Below are 18,540 nucleotides of genomic sequence, written 5' to 3'. Positions count from 1 at the left end.
CCCCCCCCCCCCCCCCCCCCCCCCCCCCCCCCCCCCCCCCCCCCCCCCCCCCCCCCCCCCCCCCCCCCCCCCCCCCCCCCCCCCCCCCCCCCCCCCCCCCCCCCCCCCCCCCCCCCAACCAAAACACGCCACTGTATAAGAGACAGGCTGAAGCTCGAGCACCGGATAGTTGACCAGCGGATCAGCCTTCAGGTGGTCGAGGATCTCGAAGAAACGAACGCCGCCGACCCGCTCGCCGAAGAACCGGCTGAGCATCGAGTATTGCGTCCAGACGTGGCGCTCCTCGGTCGGGATGTGTTGCACGATATCGTCGGCCGTGGCGCACAGGATGTATTTCGCGGTGTTGGCCTGATGCTCGGAAATGCCCGCCGAACGGATATCCTTCTCGAAGAACTTGATGGCGTCGGCAACCTGCTCCATCAGGCTCGCGAATGACGCACGCATGAGCGCCACTCGCAACCGGCCGAGCAGTTGCAGCAACGGGCCGGCAGCACGCATCACCGGATTGGCGTTTGGCGCGACCAGATCGTCGACGCGCAACGGCGGTCCGGGCGGCAGCATCGGTTGCGGCGCCGTGGATTGCGCGGGTGTCGAGATCCATTCCTCAGTCGGATGGCTGACCGGCGCAGCAGCGTAGCTCGAGCCCTGCGGGACGGGAGAAAATGATGATGACGGTGCTGCCGCAGGCGCGCCGGGAGAAGGCAGGGGCGATGGCGAATAGGCCGGACGCGCCGCAGGACCCTCGCCGGGAGGAGGCTGAGAGGTCGGCGCCGGCGGCAACTTCCCGCCGGGGTTGGGACGGATAATTGTCCGTTCGCCCCGACCGAAAGGATTGACGGGCTTGTCCCTGTCGCTCATGGCCTGTCTTCCAGGATAGCCCAAAGGTAGAGCTCAAGCTCCGGCCAATCGCCGGAGAAGTGCATCCCGATCGAGGCCGCCGTGCTGAACTCGGGCCATAGCGGCGACTTGCGGTCGAGATAGAAATAGACGTGATCCGTGATGGCGCGGATGTGTGGCGGCGGCGTCGGCAAGTGCACCAACGTCAAGCCAGGCAGGTTGGCGTGCACGATCTCGCTCATCTTGGTGTTTGGTCCGACCTTGAACAGATGGGGGAAATCGTTCTGAATCTCCACAAGCGGCCGCCGTGCGGCAACCTCCAGCACCAAGGTCGCGTTTCGGAACAACGCCCGATCGCGGATCGGCGATACGAACGCGTTCTGTGCGCGCTCGATGATCTCGAGGCGGATCGCTCGCCGGCCCAGCCGCGCACTCAAGAAGTCCTGGATGTCGCTCACCAAGGGAGTGAAGACGTTCTCGAGATCGTCGTGATCGTACGCCGGATAGTTGCGCGCCCGCCGTTCCGCCGTGGCAAATGTCGCAAGCTCACCCGCGAACCTCAGCAACTCCTCGTATAGCCGCTCGGGGTGCACGCTGCCGGAACGCTGGAAATGCGTCAGCACGGGAATCGTGCGGTTCAGCACCTGCAGCACCAGATAGTCGACGCTCTGCAGGCCGCCGCCGGACGACGGATCGACCGCATAACGCGCCAGCTCGTCGAGCTTGGTCTCGACCCAGCCGATGATACGGTTGAGCCAGCCTTCGATGATCGGATGCGCGGCGCACACCAGCATCGGCGGCACAAACTTGTCGTCGAAAAGGATGTTCTTGTCGCGCACCTCAAGAATACGCGCGATGCCGAGGCCCATGTATCCCGGTTTGCTCGTCTTGCGCAGTTCGAACGACAACCGCGGATAAGCGATGTCGATCTCTTCCTCGATCCGCAATGCCGATGTCGAATCGATGAAGGTTTCCGAAGCGCGAACGTAACGACTGGCGCTGTCGGCGCGGTCGTCATCGACCTCGCGGGTGTTTGGCGCCGCGACCGGCATCATCAGCCAGACGATCTGGCCTGCAGCCGAATCCGGTACCTCGATCGCTTCCGGGATCGGGCAATCCGCTGGAATATCGAACGGCGTTCCGTCCGGCATGACGCCGGAGGCATTGCGCACCGCGAACTTGGACTGTTCGGTAAGATCCTTGTCGATCTCGAGCTGGGCGAAGCCCCAGGGGTATGGCGTCGTGTAGCGAACGCGTTTTTCCAGCAGATGTTCGATGTAGCGATCGTTCTGCTGCAGATGATGCGGTCGCAGAAACAGACCTTCTGACCAGAAAACCTTGCTGTACCAAGACATTCCTGCATCCACTTAGCAATTTGTCAGCGACCGCGTGGTCGCCGATAGTTCACTTTGACCCGGCCTTGTCGGCGCGGTCGTAATAGTCCGAGAAATGCAACATAAAGGTATCGATCGGTGCGCTGTTGTCGCGCCCGAGATGCGCCTTCCAGCGCGTCAGAAATTCGTCCCAGAGCTTGCTCTTGTTCGTGCCGAGCCAGGAGCTTGCGCCGCGCTGAAGCTCGAGCTCGCGCGCCATCAGAGTCGGATCGATACCGGCGATGAGCTCATGAACAGCGTGCTGCATCGCCATATACGTCTTCAACTGATGCGATTTGAGGTCGCTGAAGCCCTGCGCAAAGGCGCGATGCGCGTCGAGATAGCTGCGCGTCGGCGGTCCGAACAGAATGCGCATCGCCTCTTCGGAAGTCGGCGAGAATTTCAGCGGATTGTTCTCAATGGCCTGGATGGTGGTCTGGCTGGTGCTGCGAGTCAGCTGCTTGGCCTGTGTGCGCGCCTGCAGCAGCGCCATCAGATTGTCCACCGTCATGCGCAAGATGATGCCAAGCTGTTCGGCAAGTTCGGGATCGGACTTGCCGGCAAAAAAATTGTCGGGCAATCCAGCAGCGCGTGCCACCAGCCGCGCGAACTCGCCGCGATCGACTGGCGTGGCGGTGGCAGGTCCTTCGTCAGGTGCCTGTGCCGGGCGCGGCGTCTCGACGTACGGTCGCGGTGGCGACGGGGCCGGACGGACGGCCGCTGGTTCATCATCGGTCCACACCGATGGCCGGCGCGGGGTCGGGACGGCGGGCGGCGGCTCGACTTGCCGTGTGGACGCGGCGACCGGACCGGCTGCCCACCTCATGTCGTCCTGTACGGACGGCTGGTACGGAGGCATCGGCGATGAACGTCGAACAGCATCCACACCCGCTGCCGGGACGCTCGCCGCCCAATCCAGAAATTCCGGATTGACGGGTCGCGCAGCCTCGCGAGGCTTCTTCAACTGCTGCGGATCGATCGGCGGCGGCACGTCGCGGTCGGCCGCCCAAAGCTCCTGGTAGTTCGCATGCTGCTGGACCGCGGGTGCGTGCGGTTGCGCATCATGGTCTGGGGCGCGCCCGCCAGCCTCATCCTGAAGCGAAACTGCGATGATGTAATGGCCGATGGTGAGCCGATCGCCGTTGCGCAGCCGGTGCGGCCCCCGCATGCGCTGATCGGCGCCATTGAGAAAGGTACCATTGGTCGAGACGTCGTGCAGCCAGTAGCCACCGTCCCGAAAGTGCACCTCGCAATGCTTTCCCGAGATCATCCGCGCCGGATCCGGCAGCGTCCAGTCGAGATGACGATCCCGGCCGATATCGACCGAACGCCTGCCGGTGACCGAAAATGACACAGGGCCGCCGTCGGGAAGGGTCGGTTCGTTCTCGATATCAAAGCGAAGCACCATCACATCTCTCGTTCGCGTGAAGGGCGCGGTTCGCCGCGTGTCAATTGAATACCATCCTCGAGGCATGTCGTCATTATCCGGTCGCGGGAGTCGCGAGGGAGGCGGCAGAGGCCGATCAATAGGGCTGTACGTACCGCCCGCGCGGCTTGATCGGGCTTGGCTTCGATCGGCGGAAATTCGGCGGGAACCACGCTTCCGCCGGACCAGCCGGCCGCCAGCGCCAGCCATGTCGCCGGCTGTTCGGGATCGTTGGCATTGCCGACGGCGAGCGCCTTGTTCCGGGACTGCTCGTCCGGTTGCCGAACCCAGGTCTCAACGTAGTTCAGCGACCTGGTATCGTTCGCGTCGAAATGATCGAACATCCGTCGCAACGAGCGACAGCCCCAGGCAACGGCCACGCGCCTGGGCAGCAGATAGGCGCAGAAAGACACGGCCTGATGCCAGTTGCGCGCATCCGCGGCCTGCTGGAGGAAGTCCAGCGAAGGCTTTTCGGCGTCGGCCTTGCCGACGTCATGGCGCGCCATGGGATAGGCTTGAAGCAGATCCTGAACCGTGCGGAACCGAACCTGACCCATGACCGTCAACCGACAAGGGTTGGAGTGCCGTGGGCGGCAAGCGGACCACCGGCCGCAAGCGCCATGGCACCTTGCGCAGTCATGGCGATTGTCGGCGCGTTGATGACGATGCCCCCCGGGGTCAGGATGATCTGGCTGGGACCAACCCGCAGAGTGATGTTGGCATTGGCCGTAAGCGTGATGCTGATGCCTGCATCGACCGACTGATCCATGGCCAGCGTGACGTGCTGGCCGCCCAATTCGATATCGAGCTTGTCATTGCCGTTCTTGAGCGTGGTCTTGCGGGTGTCCCCGCCGAATGCGGCTTCACCGATGGTCCTTGTCTCGGTATCGCGGACCGTCACGTCATGGTCCTTCTCGGCATGCACCGTGATCTTCTCGGATCCTTTCTTGTCCTCGAAATTCCACTCGTTGAAGCCGCCACCTCCCTTGGTGGAGTCCGACTTCAATCCCGCAATCGTCTTCTTCGACGGCAGATCGTAGGGCAGCTTGTATTCGTCGTTGTACACGGTGCCGATCACCAGGGGCCGGTCCGGATCCCCTTCCATGAATTCGACGACCACTTCCTGCCCGACGCGCGGAATGATCTGACCGCCCCAGCGCTTGCCGGACCAAACCTGGGCCACGCGCAACCGGCACGACCGCTTCTTCTTCCGATCCCAGAAGAAGCGGACATAAATTTCGCCAAGCGACTCGACGTCGATTTCCTCGCTCGAGTTGTCGTCTTTGGTCACCACCTTGGCCGTCTGGATACCGTTGATCCTTGGCTTCGGCGTCAACATCGGCGCTCGAAACGGCCGATCGCTCGGCAGAAACTCGTAGCCGCCAAAATAGACGTGTTGTCCGGCGTCGCTGGGACCGCCGGTACGATAGGATTCGATCGAGAACGAATGGGTGGCGCGCACCACGAGATATTCGACGTTCTGCGAATCTTTCGAGTGCTTTTCAAGCTTCGTCAGCCCGCCGGGAAAAAGATTGACGGCGTCGCCGTTGCCGCGGCGCCGCCGATCCATCGCCTGCTCGGCCTGGAGCTGGATTTTCGCATAGCGCTCACCGTCGGATTTTTCCTTGAACTTGCCGGGATAGTCGTAAAATTCCATCTCCGACCGGGTGTAGTGCTCGGAGCCCTTGGCGTCGCTGATCATCTGCGCGTTGGGCTTCTGATAGTTGTAATCGTTGAGCTCGATCTTGCCGGTCCGAAACCGGCGCTCCGAGACCCATTCGTAGATGTGCTGCTCGCCGCGTCGATCCGCTCCCGTCAGCGGAATGTAGGGAATCGTGGCAAGACCGTTGATCGCGCGGTGCGACGATTTGGAGTCCGCCAGCATCAGCGTGTGCTTGCCGCCCTCGTGCTTGAAGAAATAGTAGATGCCGTGCTGCTCCATCAGCCGGCAAACGAAATTCAGGTCGGTCTCGCGGTACTGAACGCAATATTCGAGCTTCGGGCAGGAGCCTTCCTCGGTCAGCTTGAATTCATAGTCGGTGAAACCGCGTTCGTTGAAGACTTCCTTGATGATGTCGGGCGCCTTCTTGTCCTGAAAGATCCGGCAATCGGTCGTGCGCGACAACAGCCACAACCAGGGTCTCAGGACGATGCGGTAGCTGAAATAGTCGTTCTTCACTCCGAGCCACTGGGCCTCCGTTAGAATGCCGCTGAACTCGCGCTCCTTTTCATGGAGCTTTATGGTCAACGTGCACTGCTGGCCAATCGCACGGTCGAAGTCGAGATCGGCATCTTCGCTGAGGCACTCGATTCGATATTCGAACAGTTCGCTGAGACCTTCCGAGCCCTCAAATCCGACAAAAACCAGAACGTCCTTGCCGAGAGGCGTCTTGAGTTCGCAGAGGCGGGTATCCTGGGTAAGCTGGCCCATGTGGGCGTTGAACTCCCTGGCTAACCAAATGATCGGCTGCAAAGAGCAGATCAGGCGTCATGCAAGAACCACGGAAATCCTGCCCGTCACTGGCAGTGCGGGCAAGTCCGCCGCGGGCCGAGCCTCCTGACGCGCCACAGCAGCCGTCCAAAGAACCACCCCGGCCCTCAAGTAGTCGGCTCCAAGAGCTTGCCGGTTCACGCGAAAATGTCATGATCGTCGAGAATGAACCGAGACCGGCAGGCATCTGACCCATAAGGCAATCGGATCATGATCCCCCTGCGTGATCCGCCAGATGTCACAGGTCGGCAGAGGGGCCATGGCCGAGCAGAGGACGATCCTCGCATGCTTGATGTCGCCTCCCTGACGCAGCCCATAGCCGCCGACGATCCCTGCGGGCCGGATCTCGATGCCATCGGAGACGTGCAGTATCTCAACTTCTTCGCAGGTGCGGAATCCCTGCTGCCGATGTCGTTCTTCGACGTGGTCAACGCCAACGGAGAGCGCGGACGCTTCGATCCGAAAGCGGTCGATTTTGCCGGCCAGTTTGCCGCAGCCCAACCCCTTCTGGCGCGCACCCGCGATCTGCGTCTGAACATGCTGCTGGCCAAGTTTTCCATCCTCAACCGCGATCTCGACGGCTTTCTCAGCTGCCTGAAGGCGACCAACTTGCTGCTGCACGAGCAGTGGGAGGCGGTGCATCCGCGTGGCGAGGACGGCGACTATGCGCTTCGTGCCGTCACGGTCGAAGCGATCGACGTGTTTCCGACCGTGATCAACCCGCTCCAATTCCTTCCCCTCATCGAGAACCGCAGGCACGGCAGCCTCAACTATCGTGCCTATCAGGTTGCCAAGGGCGAAATTCCCGCCGGTGACGCCGACGTCGACGGCCCCGATCTGGCGACCATCGAGCGCATCATCGGCGAGACAGACCTCGACACTCTCAAGACCGTTAGCGCGCGGTGCTCCGCGGTCGCGGCTGAAATCGCGGATGTCAAAGCGATCTGGCACGAAAAGTTGAACTCGGGGTACCCCATCAGTCTCGACAGGCTCTCCGGCATGGTTAACGGCATGGCTGCGTGGCTTGCGGGCCTCGTCACGGCCCGAGATCCAACCGCGATCGCCGCGCCGGTGGGAGAAGATTCTGTTTCAGTCGAGGCGCAAGCGCCGCTTGATGCAACCGGCGCGCTGACCTCTTCGCCGCAGGCCTCCGCAGCACTTGCCGCGGCGGCCGACTATTTTGCTCGAATGGAACCATCCAACCCTGCGCTATTGCTGGTGCGCCAGGCGCAGGAGATGGTCGGCAAATCGTTCATCGAAGTGATGCGGATGCTGATGCCCTCCCACGTGGAGAGCGCCGCGATCAACATTGGACGTGACAAGGTCTTCGACCTGCCGATCGAACGGATGGCGGAGCTTGTCACCTCGCCTTCATCCACGATCGAGAACGAGGCACAAGATATTGTTTTTTCGATAGAAAATAGAGCGCAGGCTTTGAGCTTGCTGGCAAAAGTAGCGTCGTTTTTCCGAACTGCGGAGCCGTCCAGCCCGATCCCGTTTTTGGTCGACCGCGCGCGCGATCTCGCGCAACGAGACTTCCTGAGCCTGTTGAACGACGTCCTGCCCGAGGGTGCGCTCAAGACAATCGATAAATCGCATTGAACCCGCTTTTCGCTCGAAGGGACTAACTGGACATAAGGAAGCTTTGCCGACCGAGAGCTGAGGCGCCTTGTTACCCCTGCGTCGCGCAATCGGCTTCCGAAGCGATTTCGTAGAGAGGGAACCATGGCTACGGACAGCGGTCAAAAATTTATCCGACGAAACCGCGCACCGCGCGTGCACATCACATACGAAGATCCTTATGACGCCGAGCGGCTGATCGAACTGCCGTTCGTGATGGGCGTCCTCTCTGATCTTTCCGGCAACAACCCCGGCGTCGAGAAGACGAAGGTCGAGGAGCGCAAGTTCCTCGAGTTCGACATGGACAATTTCGACAACCGCATGGCGGCCATTCAGCCCGGAGTGACGGCGCGCGTCGCTAATCGCCTCAGCGATGGATCCGACGAAAAACTCTCCGTCAACCTGCGGTTCAACAAGATGGCTGACTTCACGCCGGTCGCGGTCGCCCGCCAAGTGCCGGCTACGGCGAAGCTGCTCGAAGCGCGGGAGCAGCTCGCCAACTTGCTCCGCTACATGGATGGCAAGGTGGCCGCCGAGGACCAGCTGAAGAAACTTCTCGCCGATCCTCAACTGATGGCTGCGCTGCGGGAGCGCGCGACGACCCCGTCTACTGAACCCGACACCAAGAGCTAAGGGAAGGAATGGGGACCATGGCAAAAGAAGCCGCTCACAAAGAGACCACCGCCCGGGTCGGGACCGTCGAGGCTGACGAGTTTTCCGCGCTGTTGAAGCAAAGCTTCAAGCCGCGCACCGAACGTGCGGCGACTGAGGTCGAGAACGCAGTCTCCACGCTGGTTCAAGAAGCGTTGAAGGACACGAGCGTCATCAAGTCGGACGTGCTCGACACCATCGAGGAGATGATCGCACGGATCGACCAAAAGCTGACCGCGCAGATGAACGAGATCCTTCACGCACCCGAGTTCCAGGCGATCGAAAGTGCCTGGCGCGGTCTCCACTACCTCGTCTTCAATTCCGAGACCGACGCCAACCTCAAGATCCGGGTGATGAACGTCTCCAAGAACGAGCTGTATCGCAACCTGCGGCTTTACCCCGATGCGCGCTGGGACCAGAGCCCGCTGTTCAAGCAGATTTACGAATACGAGTTCGGCCAGTTGGGCGGCGAGCCGTTCGGCTGCCTGATCGGCGACTACTACTTCAGCCACCTCCCCACCGACGTGCAGTTGCTGCGCGATCTCAGCAAGATCGCGGGCGCCGCACACGCCCCCTTCTTCAGCGGCGCCGAGCCTACGCTGATGGGAATGGATTCGTGGACCGAACTCTCCAACCCGCGTGACATCGGCAAGGTGTTCGACACGCCGGAATATGCCGCATGGAAGGGGCTGCGCGACCAGGACGACTCGCGCTATCTCGGCCTGTGCATGCCGCGTGCCCTGGGTCGTCTCCCCTACGGCGCGAAATCCGAACCCGTGGAAGAGTTCGCCTTCGAGGAGGAGACCGACGGGCATACCGGCGACAAATACGGTTGGATCAACGCCGCCTATGCGATGGCAGTCAACATCAACCGCGCCTTCAAGGAGTTCGGCTGGTGCACCCGCATCCGCGGTGTGCAGTCCGGCGGCGAGGTCATCAACCTGCCGACGCATACATTCCCGACCGACGACGGTGGCGTCGACCTGAAATGCCCGACCGAGATCGCCATCAGCGATCGCCGCGAGCACGAACTTGCAAAAGCGGGCCTCATCCCGCTGATCCACCGCAAGAACACCGACAAGGCCGCCTTCATCGGCGCCCAGTCTCTCTACAAGCCGAAGAAGTATTTCGGCGAAAAGGGCGTGGATGCAACCGCGTCCGATAATCTGTCGTCACGTCTGCCCTACATGTTCGCAGTGTCCCGCTTTGCGCACTATCTGAAGTGCATGGTTCGCGACAAGATCGGATCCATGAAGGAGAAGGATGAGCTGACGGTCTGGCTGCAGACCTGGATCAACGAGTACGTTGATGCCAACCCTGCACTGTCGTCAGAAGCTCAGAAAGCGCGCAAGCCGCTGGCCGCTGCGAAGGTAGAGGTCATAGCAAACGAGGAGAACCCGGGATATTACAACGCGCGCTTCTTTCTTCGTCCACACTTTCAATTGGAGGCGATGGACGTCGGCCTCAGTCTGGTTTCACGCCTGCCTGGCCCCAGCTCCTGACGCTGCAGCATCGCAACCGCCAACAAGTAGAATTTGAGAGGACCATGAAATGGCTGTCGACATCTTCCTGAAACTCGATCCCATCAAGGGCGAGTCGCTGGACGACAAGCACAAGGACGAAATCGATATTTTGAGCTGGTCATTCGGCGAGAGCCAGACCGGCACTTTCCACAGCGGATCGGGCGGCGGCGCCGGCAAGGTCAGCGTGCAGGATCTTCACTTCACGCACTTCGTCGACAAGGCCACGCCGGAACTTTTCAAGGTCTGCGCGAACGGCAAGCACATCGATAGCGCGATCCTGACTGTCCGCAAGGCCGGAGAGCATCCGCTGGAATATCTCAAGATCGAGATGAAGCACGTTCTGGTCACCAGTGTATCGACGGGCGGCTCGCACGGCGAAGACCGCCTTACCGAAAACGTGAGTCTGAACTTCGCGAAGGTCAAGATGACCTACAAGACCCAGACGGACAAAGGCGGCGCCGGAGCTTCGCCGACGTTTGGCTGGGACGTTCCTGCCAACAAGGAATGGGCCTGATTGTCGCCCTCTCGCCTGGCGCCGGTTACGAATAGCGGGAATCGGCGCCAAGCGGTGCGAGATTTGCGATCGCACCTTTCGACCGGCCCAGTTGCGGGCCCGATCGCCCGCTGAAGCGACGTCACGTCGCAAACCAACTGGCGTCTCACGGAATTGCACGCGAGTCGGGCGTGATGGGGACGGAAGATGAGCATTGCACCAAAGAGGGATCGGCTCTCTCCCCCATTGATGTTGGCCTTTCGCTCGGCCCATGAAGCGCGCGATGCGCGCAACAAGCTCAATCTGCGCGATGAATTTGGCGAACGGGTCATTGCGGGGCGGCGCAGCGCGGGCCGTTTTCCGATCTCCGAAACGTTGCTCCGGCGTGAGGTCTCCCATGACCTGGAAACGCTCCTCAATACCATTGCTCTGGAATCGACCCTGGACCTGAACGGTCGAGATTGCGTCCGAACATCGATCCTGAACTACGGCTTTCCCGACATCGCCCACCGTTCGATCGACGAGGTCACGGACGACGAGCTCACCGACGCGTTGCGCGCGACGCTGACGACTTATGAACCAAGGCTCGACCGCAAGACGATCCGCGTCCGCCGCGACGGCTCGGTCGGCCCCGAGCAGCTCAAGCTGCGCTTTGTCGTTCACGCCGACCTGAAGGCCGAACCGCTCAACGTTCCCGTGGAATTCGTCGCCGACGTCGACCTCGACAGCGGCGATATCCAGATCAACCGACTTTAGCATGAACCGCGAATTCCTGGATTTCTACAATCGTGAACTGTCACTGCTGTACGAGCAGGCAGGAGATTTCGCCGAAGAGTATCCTGGCATCGCGGAGCGCCTTGGCGGCCTGATCCGGGATCGCTCGGACCCGATGATCACGGGACTGCTCGAGGGCGCCGCGTTTCTCGCCGCTCGCGTTCAGCTCAAGCTCAAGCACGAATTTCCGGAATTTACTGCAAACCTGCTTGAGCAACTGGTTCCGAACTACCTTGCACCGACCCCGTCGGCCATGCTGGTTGCGGCGCGGCCCTATGCAGACCCGGCGTTGCGCGACGGAAAAAAGATTGCACGCGGCGCCTATTTCGACGCCACCTACCGCGAAAGAGAACGAAGTCTCGCCTGTCGATTTCGGCTTTGCCGCGAAATCGTGCTCTGGCCGTTTGATGTCACCGGCGCCGAATATTTCTCGACGGCTGGCGCGCTGCAAGCCCTCGGGGTTCCCGTCGGCAGCGACGTCATCGCCGGGCTCAGGCTCTCGTTGACCCATCGTACCGCGGCCCGGCTCGATGAGGAACTGCCGGACGCGGAGGCCCGCACCAAGCCGGAGACCTGGTTTGCAGGCTGCCGCACGAGCGAAATTCCAATCTACCTGTCCGGCGCGGAATCCGACGCCATCGCGCTTTACGAGCAATTGATCTCGAACTGCCGCGGCGTCTACTTCCGCCATCTCGACGACTTCGGTGACCCCGTGGTGACTCGTGCGCCCCACGACTGCGTCCAGCAGATTGGCTTCGACGAGAACGAATCGTTGTTTCCCAACGACAACCGGATCTTTCGCGGCTCGGAACTACTGCGAGAATATTTCATGTTTCCGCGCAAGTTCCTCGGCATCAACCTGACGGGACTTCGCACCGTGATGCCACGGCTGCGCAGCAAGTCGATCGATATCGTCTTCGCCTTCGACGAACACAATTCACGACTTGCCGCCTCGGTACGTCCCGATACCTTCAGGCTTTATGCGGCACCGGCGATCAACTTGTTCGAGAAGACGAGCGATCGCATCCCCGTGAAATCGAACACCCACGAGTACCAGGTGGTGCCCGATCGCAGCCGCTATCTCGAATACGAGCCGCATCAGGTGCTCGAAGTCTACGCACACGTACCGGCAGAGAAGGACAAGCGGCCAGTGCGCCCGCTCTATTCGGCTTCCGTCGACCGGACCAGCGGAACAGTCGAGGGCCTTTATTTCACCGTACGCCGCCTCCCGCGCCGGCGCACAGTGGAAGAGAAGACCTACGGTGCGTCCTCCGACTACACCGGAACGGACATGTTCCTGTCACTGCTCGAGCCCGGTGAACTGAGCAGCGAAGGCTCGGTCGCTGAACTCAGCGTCCGGGCGCTCTGCTCCAACCGGCATCTCACGGAGCACTTGCCGGTCGGTCAGGGCGGCGCGGACTTCCGCCTGCTGGACGATACCTCTCTTGATCTGGTGTGCGTCGCTGGTCCCACACGGCCGCGCGAGCCGGTGGTGGCCCAGCTGCGCAGCCGCAGCGAGATCGCCAACAGCGGAATTGTCAGCTGGCGGCTGATCAACATGCTGAGCCTGAACTATCTCGGTCTCGTCGAGCGTGGCGGCGGCAAGAACGCCGGAGCGCTGCGCGAGATGCTGTCCCTGTTCGCCGACCAGTTCGACGACGCCACGGAACGCAAGATCCGCGGCGTGCGTAGCATCGAGAGCCGGCCGGTGGTGCGGCGGGTCCGCGAGCGCACCGGCAGTGGCGCAGCGCGCGGCCTGGAGATCACGGTTACTCTGGACGAGAAGGCATTCGAAGGCAGCGGCGTTTTCTTGCTCGGGGCCGTGCTGGAGCGCTTCTTCGCCGACTATTCAGGCTTCAACACCTTCACCCAGACGGTCATCTCGACGCCGGAGCGCGGCGAGATCATGCGGTGGCCGCCGCGCATGGGCACGCGGAGACCGCTATGACGCTGATCGACCGGATGAAGGCGGAGCCCTGGAAGTTCGACTACTTTCATACGCTGCGACAGCTCGAGCGCAACAATCCGGATCGACCGCGGATCGGCGACAGCGCTGCGCGCCGCGACGAGTATGTCGACCTCGGTCAGGTCCCTTATCTGGAATTCCCCGCCTCGAATCTCGCGGCGGTCGACGACCGGGACGGCCGGCTCAGGATACTCGTCAAATTTCTCGGACTCTTGGGGCCACAGGGCGCGCTGCCGCTTGCCACCACCGATGAAAGTCTCGGCTGGTCATTGATGCGGGATGATGCCTTCCCGCGCTTTCTCGACCTCCTCAACGGACGCTTCCTGCAATTGTTCTTTCGCGCCTGGGCCGATGCGCGGCCGATTGCGCAGCACGACCGGCCGGCGGAAGATCGCTTCATCGCCTATGTCGGCTCCTTCGCTGGCCTGGGCTCCGACGTCTTCACCGATCGAGACACCGTACCGGACATGGCGAAGCTCAGCTTCGCCGGGCTGGTCGCGCCGAGGGCAAAATGTGCATCACGGCTGACGCGACTGCTGCAGGGGCTGTTCGACGTCAAGGTCGAGATCGATGAGTTTGTCGGCTCCTGGCTCTCGTTCGACCCAAGTCACTGCAGCCGGCTCGGCGGGACGCATGCCAGGCTTGGCCAGGATGCCCTTCTGGGTTCGCGCGTGTTCAGCGTCGAGGACAAGATCAGGGTTCGAGTCTTCGTGAAAAATTTTGCCCAGTACGAGCAGTTCCTGCCGACCGAGACTCGCAACTTGTCGGAGCCGCTGGCGGACGCCGTCTTCTTCTATATCGGCGACGAACTCGAATGGGAGGTGGAGCTCGCCATTCCTGCGGGCGAGGTCGTCCCGGTCAGGCTCGGACAGAGCGGACGCCTTGGGTGGACCACCTGGATGTCGCCGAACTGGACCTCCACTGAAGAATATCGCCGCGATGCGCGCTTTCAGCTCGGCGAACGCTTGAGGGCCCGTCGGAACGCCGAAGCGATTTGAACCTATCCACCGCGCGGATCGCCTAACTCCATGGGATTCGAGGCAATTTCCGCCAGGTCCCGGGCTTCCGCGGCGGAATTGAGCAGGAGGTGCCGCAGTGACCGACATCAGCATTGAAGCCGTAACGGGCAAACTGAACCGGGCCGGCTACGACGCCTTCATCCAGGCACTGCGCCACGCCAAGAGCGCCGGCAACCGAAACGTCGAACTCGCGCACTGGCTGTTTCATATCCTGCAGCAGGAACGCAACGACCTCAGCCTCACGGTGGATCATTACAAGCTGGACCGGTCGCGGTTGTTGTCGGACCTCGCCGGCGTCATCAATGGATTTCGCAAGAACGAGACCGACATGCCGGGCGTCGCCAATGCGGTCATCGATCTCCTCGATCGGGGCTGGCACTATGCCACACTCTTCTTCGGCGAGACCCAGATCCGCACCGGCCATCTGCTGGTGGCAGGACTGAAATCGAACGACATCCGTCGGACGCTGAACAACCTCTCGCAGGAATTCGCCAAGATCAACGTCGACGCACTCGCCGCCGAGCGCCGCGCCGTCTGGGCCGGATCCGACGAGGAGACCATGCGTCCGATGGACGGCTCGGGTTTGGTCGGCGCTGGCACGGAGGGCGCGGACCAGGCCGGTCCCAAGGGGACGACACCGCTCGACCGGTTCTCCCAGGATCTCACCGCCAAGGCCAAGTCGGGTCAGATGGATCCGATCCTCGGCCGGGACGAAGAAATCCGCCAGCTGATCGACGTGCTGATGCGCCGGCGGCAGAACAACCCAATTCTCACCGGCGAAGCCGGCGTCGGCAAGACAGCGGTGGTCGAGGGCTTCGCCCAGCGCATCGCCGCGGGCGACGTGCCGCCACCGCTGCGCAATGTGAGGCTCTGTGCGCTCGACATCGGCCTGATGCAGGCCGGCGCCTCCATGAAGGGCGAGTTCGAGCAGCGCTTGCGTTCGGTCATCGACGAGGTTCAGAGCTCACCTACCCCCATCATCCTGTTCATCGATGAAGCCCATACGCTGATCGGCGCCGGCGGCGCGGCCGGCACCGGCGATGCGGCCAATCTCCTGAAACCTCCCCTCGCTCGCGGCACGCTGCGTACGATCGCCGCCACCACATGGGCCGAATATCGCCAGTACATCGAGAAGGACCCCGCGCTCACCCGGCGCTTCCAGCCGATCCAGATCGATGAACCTGATGTCGAGACCTGCTGTATCATGCTGCGCGGACTTCTCGGCCCGATGGAAAAGCACCACGGTGTTCGCATCTCGGATGCTGCGATCGTTGCAGCAGTCAACCTGTCGCACCGTTACATTCCTTCCCGACAATTGCCGGACAAGGCGGTCAGCCTGCTCGACACCGCATCGGCGCGAGTCGCCATCAGCCAGAGCGCGACGCCGGCCCTGATCGAGGATGCCCGCGTTGCGATCACCGCTCGGGAGGCCGAGAGATCCGCGCTCGTCAGCGACGGCGATCTCGGGATCGAGGACAACGAGCGCATTGTCGCGATCGACAGCGACATCGCGGCACTGAAGACAAAGCTGGCCGGCCTCGAAGCCGACTGGGCTTCGGAGCAGGAGCTCGTCAAGGACATCCGCAGCATTCGCGACATCCTGTCCGAGCCCAAGGAAGGCGATGATCCGGCTGCCAGGCGCGCAGAACTGCGCGGCAAGTTCGAGACTCTGGAGGGGATCAATCCGGAAAAGCGGATGGTCTATGCCCATGTGGACCAGCAGTCGGTGGCGTCCGTCGTGTCCGACTGGACCGGCATCCCGGTCGGCCGGATGATGCGGGACGAGATCGAAACCGTGCTGAAGCTGCCGGAGATTCTCAACCGCCGCGTCGTCGGCCAGTCCCATGGGCTGACGATGATCGCCAAGCGAATTGAGACCAGCCGCGCCAAACTGGATAACCCTTCAAAGCCGATCGGCGTCTTCATGCTGGCCGGACCTTCCGGAGTGGGCAAAACCGAAACTGCCCTTGCGCTTGCCGAGACCCTCTACGGCGGCGAGCAGAACATGATCACGATCAATATGTCGGAGTTCCAGGAGGCCCATACCGTTTCGACCTTGAAAGGCGCACCGCCCGGCTATGTCGGCTATGGCGAGGGCGGTCGCCTCACCGAGGCCGTCCGTCGCAAGCCTTATAGCGTTATCCTGCTCGACGAGGTGGAGAAGGCCCATCCTGACGTCCATGAGATCTTCTTCCAGGTGTTCGACAAGGGAATCATGGAGGACGGCAACGGGCGACGGATCGACTTCAAGAACACCTTGATCATTCTGACCACCAACGTCGGCACCGATCTGATCATGGGCCTGTCGCGCGATCCAAAATATCGCAACGAGCCGGAAGAGCTTGCAAAGATGCTGAGGCCGGAATTGCTGAAGGTATTTCCGGCCGCGCTCCTCGGACGCATCGTCTCGATCCCCTACTTCCCCCTGTCGGACGAGATGCTCGCCGGAATCGTCCGGCTGCAACTCGACCGGATCGCGCGGCGCCTTCGCGACAACCACAATGCGGCCCTCGGCTACGACGATGCGGTCGTCGAGCACATCGTGTCACGTTGCAACGATCCGGATTCCGGCGGACGAATGATCGACAACATCATCACCAACACGCTGCTGCCGGAGCTGTCGCGCGAATTCCTCAGGAAATCGCTCGCCAAGGAGGAAGTTAAGCAGGCGCGGGTCTCGATCGAGAACGACAAATTTGCATATTCGTGGAATTGATGACGATGAACATTCAAACCGAGCATCGCCACCCGACCACCGGCCCCACACCGTACGACGAGGTCTACTACCCCGGCCACGTCTATGGGCTCACTCATCCGAACCATCTCGCAACCATTGCTGCCGTCTACGGCATGCAGCCGGCTCCGGTCGAGCGCTGCCGGGTGCTGGAGCTCGGCTGCGGAGTTGGCGGCAATCTGTTGCCGATGGCCTTTCAATATCCGAACAGCGAATTCATCGGTGTCGACCTGAGCGGCGTGACGATCGAGCGCGGCCAGCGGAATATCGCTACATTGGGCTTGAGCAACATCAAGCTGCTGCATTGCGACATCATGAATGTCGACGCCAATTTCGGGAAGTTCGACTACGTCATCGCACACGGCGTGTATTCATGGGTGCCGCCGGCGGTGCGCGAGAAGATGATGATGATCTTCAAGCAGAACCTGGCCCCGCGCGGAATCTGTTATGTCAGCTACAATGCGCACCCGTTCTCGCATCTTCGCGACATGGTCCGTGACATGATGCGGTATCACACCCGCCATCTCACCGGCATGAAGGAGAAGGTAGGACAGGCCCGCGCGATCCTGAAGTTCCTGAGCGACGGCTCGAAGGCCAACTCGGTTCACGGAGCGATCATGCGCGACCAGTGCAATCGCGTTCTCAAGGCCCCCGACGAGTTGTTGTTTCACGATGATCTCGACGAGGGCGCGACCGCCTTCCTGTTGCACGAGGTCGTCGAGGACGCAGGCCGCCACGGCCTGCAATATCTGAGCGACGCTGATTTTTCACGACGCTATCTTGCCGGCTACTCCGAGGATGTTCGCGCGACGCTGCAGCGCTTCCCGGAGAGTGAGTTCATGGCGCGCGATCAGTATCAGGACTTTATCGACGGCAACGGCTTTCGGCGTACTTTGCTCTGCCACGACAGCGTTTCGCTCTCCCGCCAGATCGACGTCGATTTCGTCACCAGGTTCCATTTGCTGAGCACAACCAGTCCGGTCGATCCAGACGCCTGCCTGACCGACGAGTCCGCGATGGAATTCGAGAACCAGGACGGCAGCAGGGTCACGGTGACCAATCCGCTTCTGAAGGCTGCGCATCTGTGTCTCGGCCGGGCCTGGCCGCGCGCATTGTCATTCGGCGAACTGCTTGATGACGCCCGCGCGCTGCTTGGCGGCCGGCAGGCGGATGATGACCAGCGGGTGCTAACGGAAGCGATGTTCATCCTGGCTTGCAGCGGCGAGGTTGCTTTCCTGTTATCACCACCCTTTCTCTTGAAGGAGGTTTCCGACCGCCCGCAGGCAAGCCTGCTCGCACGGAAGCAGGCGCAAACAGGTCGGCTGGTCACCAACCTCCTCCATCAAACGGTGCAGTTGGAGGACGATCGCACCCGGGATTTTCTGCAGTTGCTCGACGGTGCCCGGACCATCGACCAGATCATCGCAGAGATGACCGAAAGATTCGGCCCAACTACCCGGATCGACCAGACAGGTAGTGCCGGACACGCCACCGAGGCGCTGCTGCTGTCGACTCGCGAAAGCGTTCAACGTTCGCTTGGCATGGTTGGCAAGCTGGGCCTGTTGGTCGCCTGACGCGCCACGCGGCGTCGATCTCTGGAAGAAAGGGGTGCAAGCAGCAGGAAACTCTTGCC

14 protein-coding genes and 1 pseudogene are annotated in these 18,540 nt (G+C 61.8%); 10 read left to right on the top strand and 5 right to left on the bottom strand.

Going from position 1 to position 18,540, the window contains the following annotated elements; genetic code table 11:
• From icmH to ACV1FX_RS27225, 5 genes are all read right to left on the bottom strand, one after another.
• A partial coding sequence (icmH, locus tag ACV1FX_RS27245) for a type IVB secretion system protein IcmH/DotU (protein WP_473120650.1) occupies positions 1-858 on the bottom strand: 858 nt, incomplete at its 3' end.
• Entirely contained in the window at positions 855-2,192 is a 1,338-nt protein-coding gene (gene tssK / locus ACV1FX_RS27240) for a type VI secretion system baseplate subunit TssK (protein ID WP_473120649.1), read from the bottom strand. The genes icmH and tssK, both read right to left, overlap by 4 nt.
• A gap of 49 nt (positions 2,193-2,241) precedes the next feature.
• Complete coding sequence (gene tagH / locus ACV1FX_RS27235) at positions 2,242-3,618, bottom strand: type VI secretion system-associated FHA domain protein TagH (protein WP_473120648.1); 1,377 nt, start codon at positions 3,616-3,618, stop codon at positions 2,242-2,244.
• On the bottom strand, positions 3,618-4,193 hold the full coding sequence (locus ACV1FX_RS27230) for a DUF6931 family protein (RefSeq protein ID WP_473120647.1): 576 nt from the start codon (positions 4,191-4,193) through the stop codon (positions 3,618-3,620). The genes tagH and ACV1FX_RS27230 overlap by 1 nt, the downstream gene beginning before the upstream one ends.
• A gap of 5 nt (positions 4,194-4,198) precedes the next feature.
• Entirely contained in the window at positions 4,199-6,067 is a 1,869-nt protein-coding gene (locus ACV1FX_RS27225; protein ID WP_473120646.1) for a type VI secretion system Vgr family protein, read from the bottom strand.
• A gap of 270 nt (positions 6,068-6,337) precedes the next feature.
• Between ACV1FX_RS27225 and ACV1FX_RS27220 the strand changes: the two are divergent.
• The 10 genes and pseudogenes from ACV1FX_RS27220 to ACV1FX_RS27175 form a co-directional block, all read left to right on the top strand.
• Positions 6,338-6,763 (top strand): annotated as a pseudogene (locus ACV1FX_RS27220) (type VI secretion system ImpA family N-terminal domain-containing protein); the annotation flags it as partial.
• Between the two features lie 63 nt (positions 6,764-6,826).
• Positions 6,827-7,729 carry a hypothetical protein gene (locus ACV1FX_RS27215; protein WP_473120655.1) on the top strand — a complete coding sequence of 301 codons (903 nt, stop codon included), beginning with the start codon at positions 6,827-6,829 and terminating at the stop codon, positions 7,727-7,729.
• Between the two features lie 123 nt (positions 7,730-7,852).
• Positions 7,853-8,380, top strand: coding sequence for a type VI secretion system contractile sheath small subunit (gene tssB, locus ACV1FX_RS27210; protein ID WP_473120645.1), 528 nt, complete (start codon positions 7,853-7,855; stop codon positions 8,378-8,380).
• Positions 8,381-8,397: 17 nt separating this feature from the next.
• The gene (gene tssC / locus ACV1FX_RS27205) at positions 8,398-9,900 is read left to right on the top strand and encodes a type VI secretion system contractile sheath large subunit (protein WP_473120644.1); all 1,503 of its coding nucleotides are present in this window, start codon (positions 8,398-8,400) and stop codon (positions 9,898-9,900) included.
• A gap of 49 nt (positions 9,901-9,949) precedes the next feature.
• Complete coding sequence (locus tag ACV1FX_RS27200; protein ID WP_473120643.1) at positions 9,950-10,435, top strand: Hcp family type VI secretion system effector; 486 nt, start codon at positions 9,950-9,952, stop codon at positions 10,433-10,435.
• Positions 10,436-10,621: 186 nt separating this feature from the next.
• The gene (gene tssE / locus ACV1FX_RS27195) at positions 10,622-11,170 is read left to right on the top strand and encodes a type VI secretion system baseplate subunit TssE (protein ID WP_473120642.1); all 549 of its coding nucleotides are present in this window, start codon (positions 10,622-10,624) and stop codon (positions 11,168-11,170) included.
• 1 nt (position 11,171) lies between these two features.
• Positions 11,172-13,136, top strand: a complete 1,965-nt coding sequence (tssF, locus tag ACV1FX_RS27190) for a type VI secretion system baseplate subunit TssF (protein ID WP_473120641.1) — start codon at positions 11,172-11,174, stop codon at positions 13,134-13,136.
• A complete protein-coding gene (tssG, locus tag ACV1FX_RS27185) occupies positions 13,100-14,152 on the top strand; it encodes a type VI secretion system baseplate subunit TssG (RefSeq protein WP_473120640.1) in 1,053 nt (350 codons plus the stop codon). Before tssF ends, tssG begins: the two co-directional genes overlap by 37 nt.
• A 97-nt stretch (positions 14,153-14,249) precedes the next feature.
• A complete protein-coding gene (gene tssH, locus ACV1FX_RS27180; protein ID WP_473120639.1) occupies positions 14,250-16,889 on the top strand; it encodes a type VI secretion system ATPase TssH in 2,640 nt (879 codons plus the stop codon).
• A gap of 5 nt (positions 16,890-16,894) precedes the next feature.
• Complete coding sequence (locus ACV1FX_RS27175; protein WP_473120638.1) at positions 16,895-18,481, top strand: methyltransferase regulatory domain-containing protein; 1,587 nt, start codon at positions 16,895-16,897, stop codon at positions 18,479-18,481.
• The last annotated feature ends 59 nt before the right edge of the window (positions 18,482-18,540 follow it).

This window comes from Bradyrhizobium ingae, from assembly GCF_055791185.1.
The sequence above is the reverse complement of the archived record's forward strand: the minus strand, read 5'-3'. Positions and strand labels throughout refer to the sequence as shown.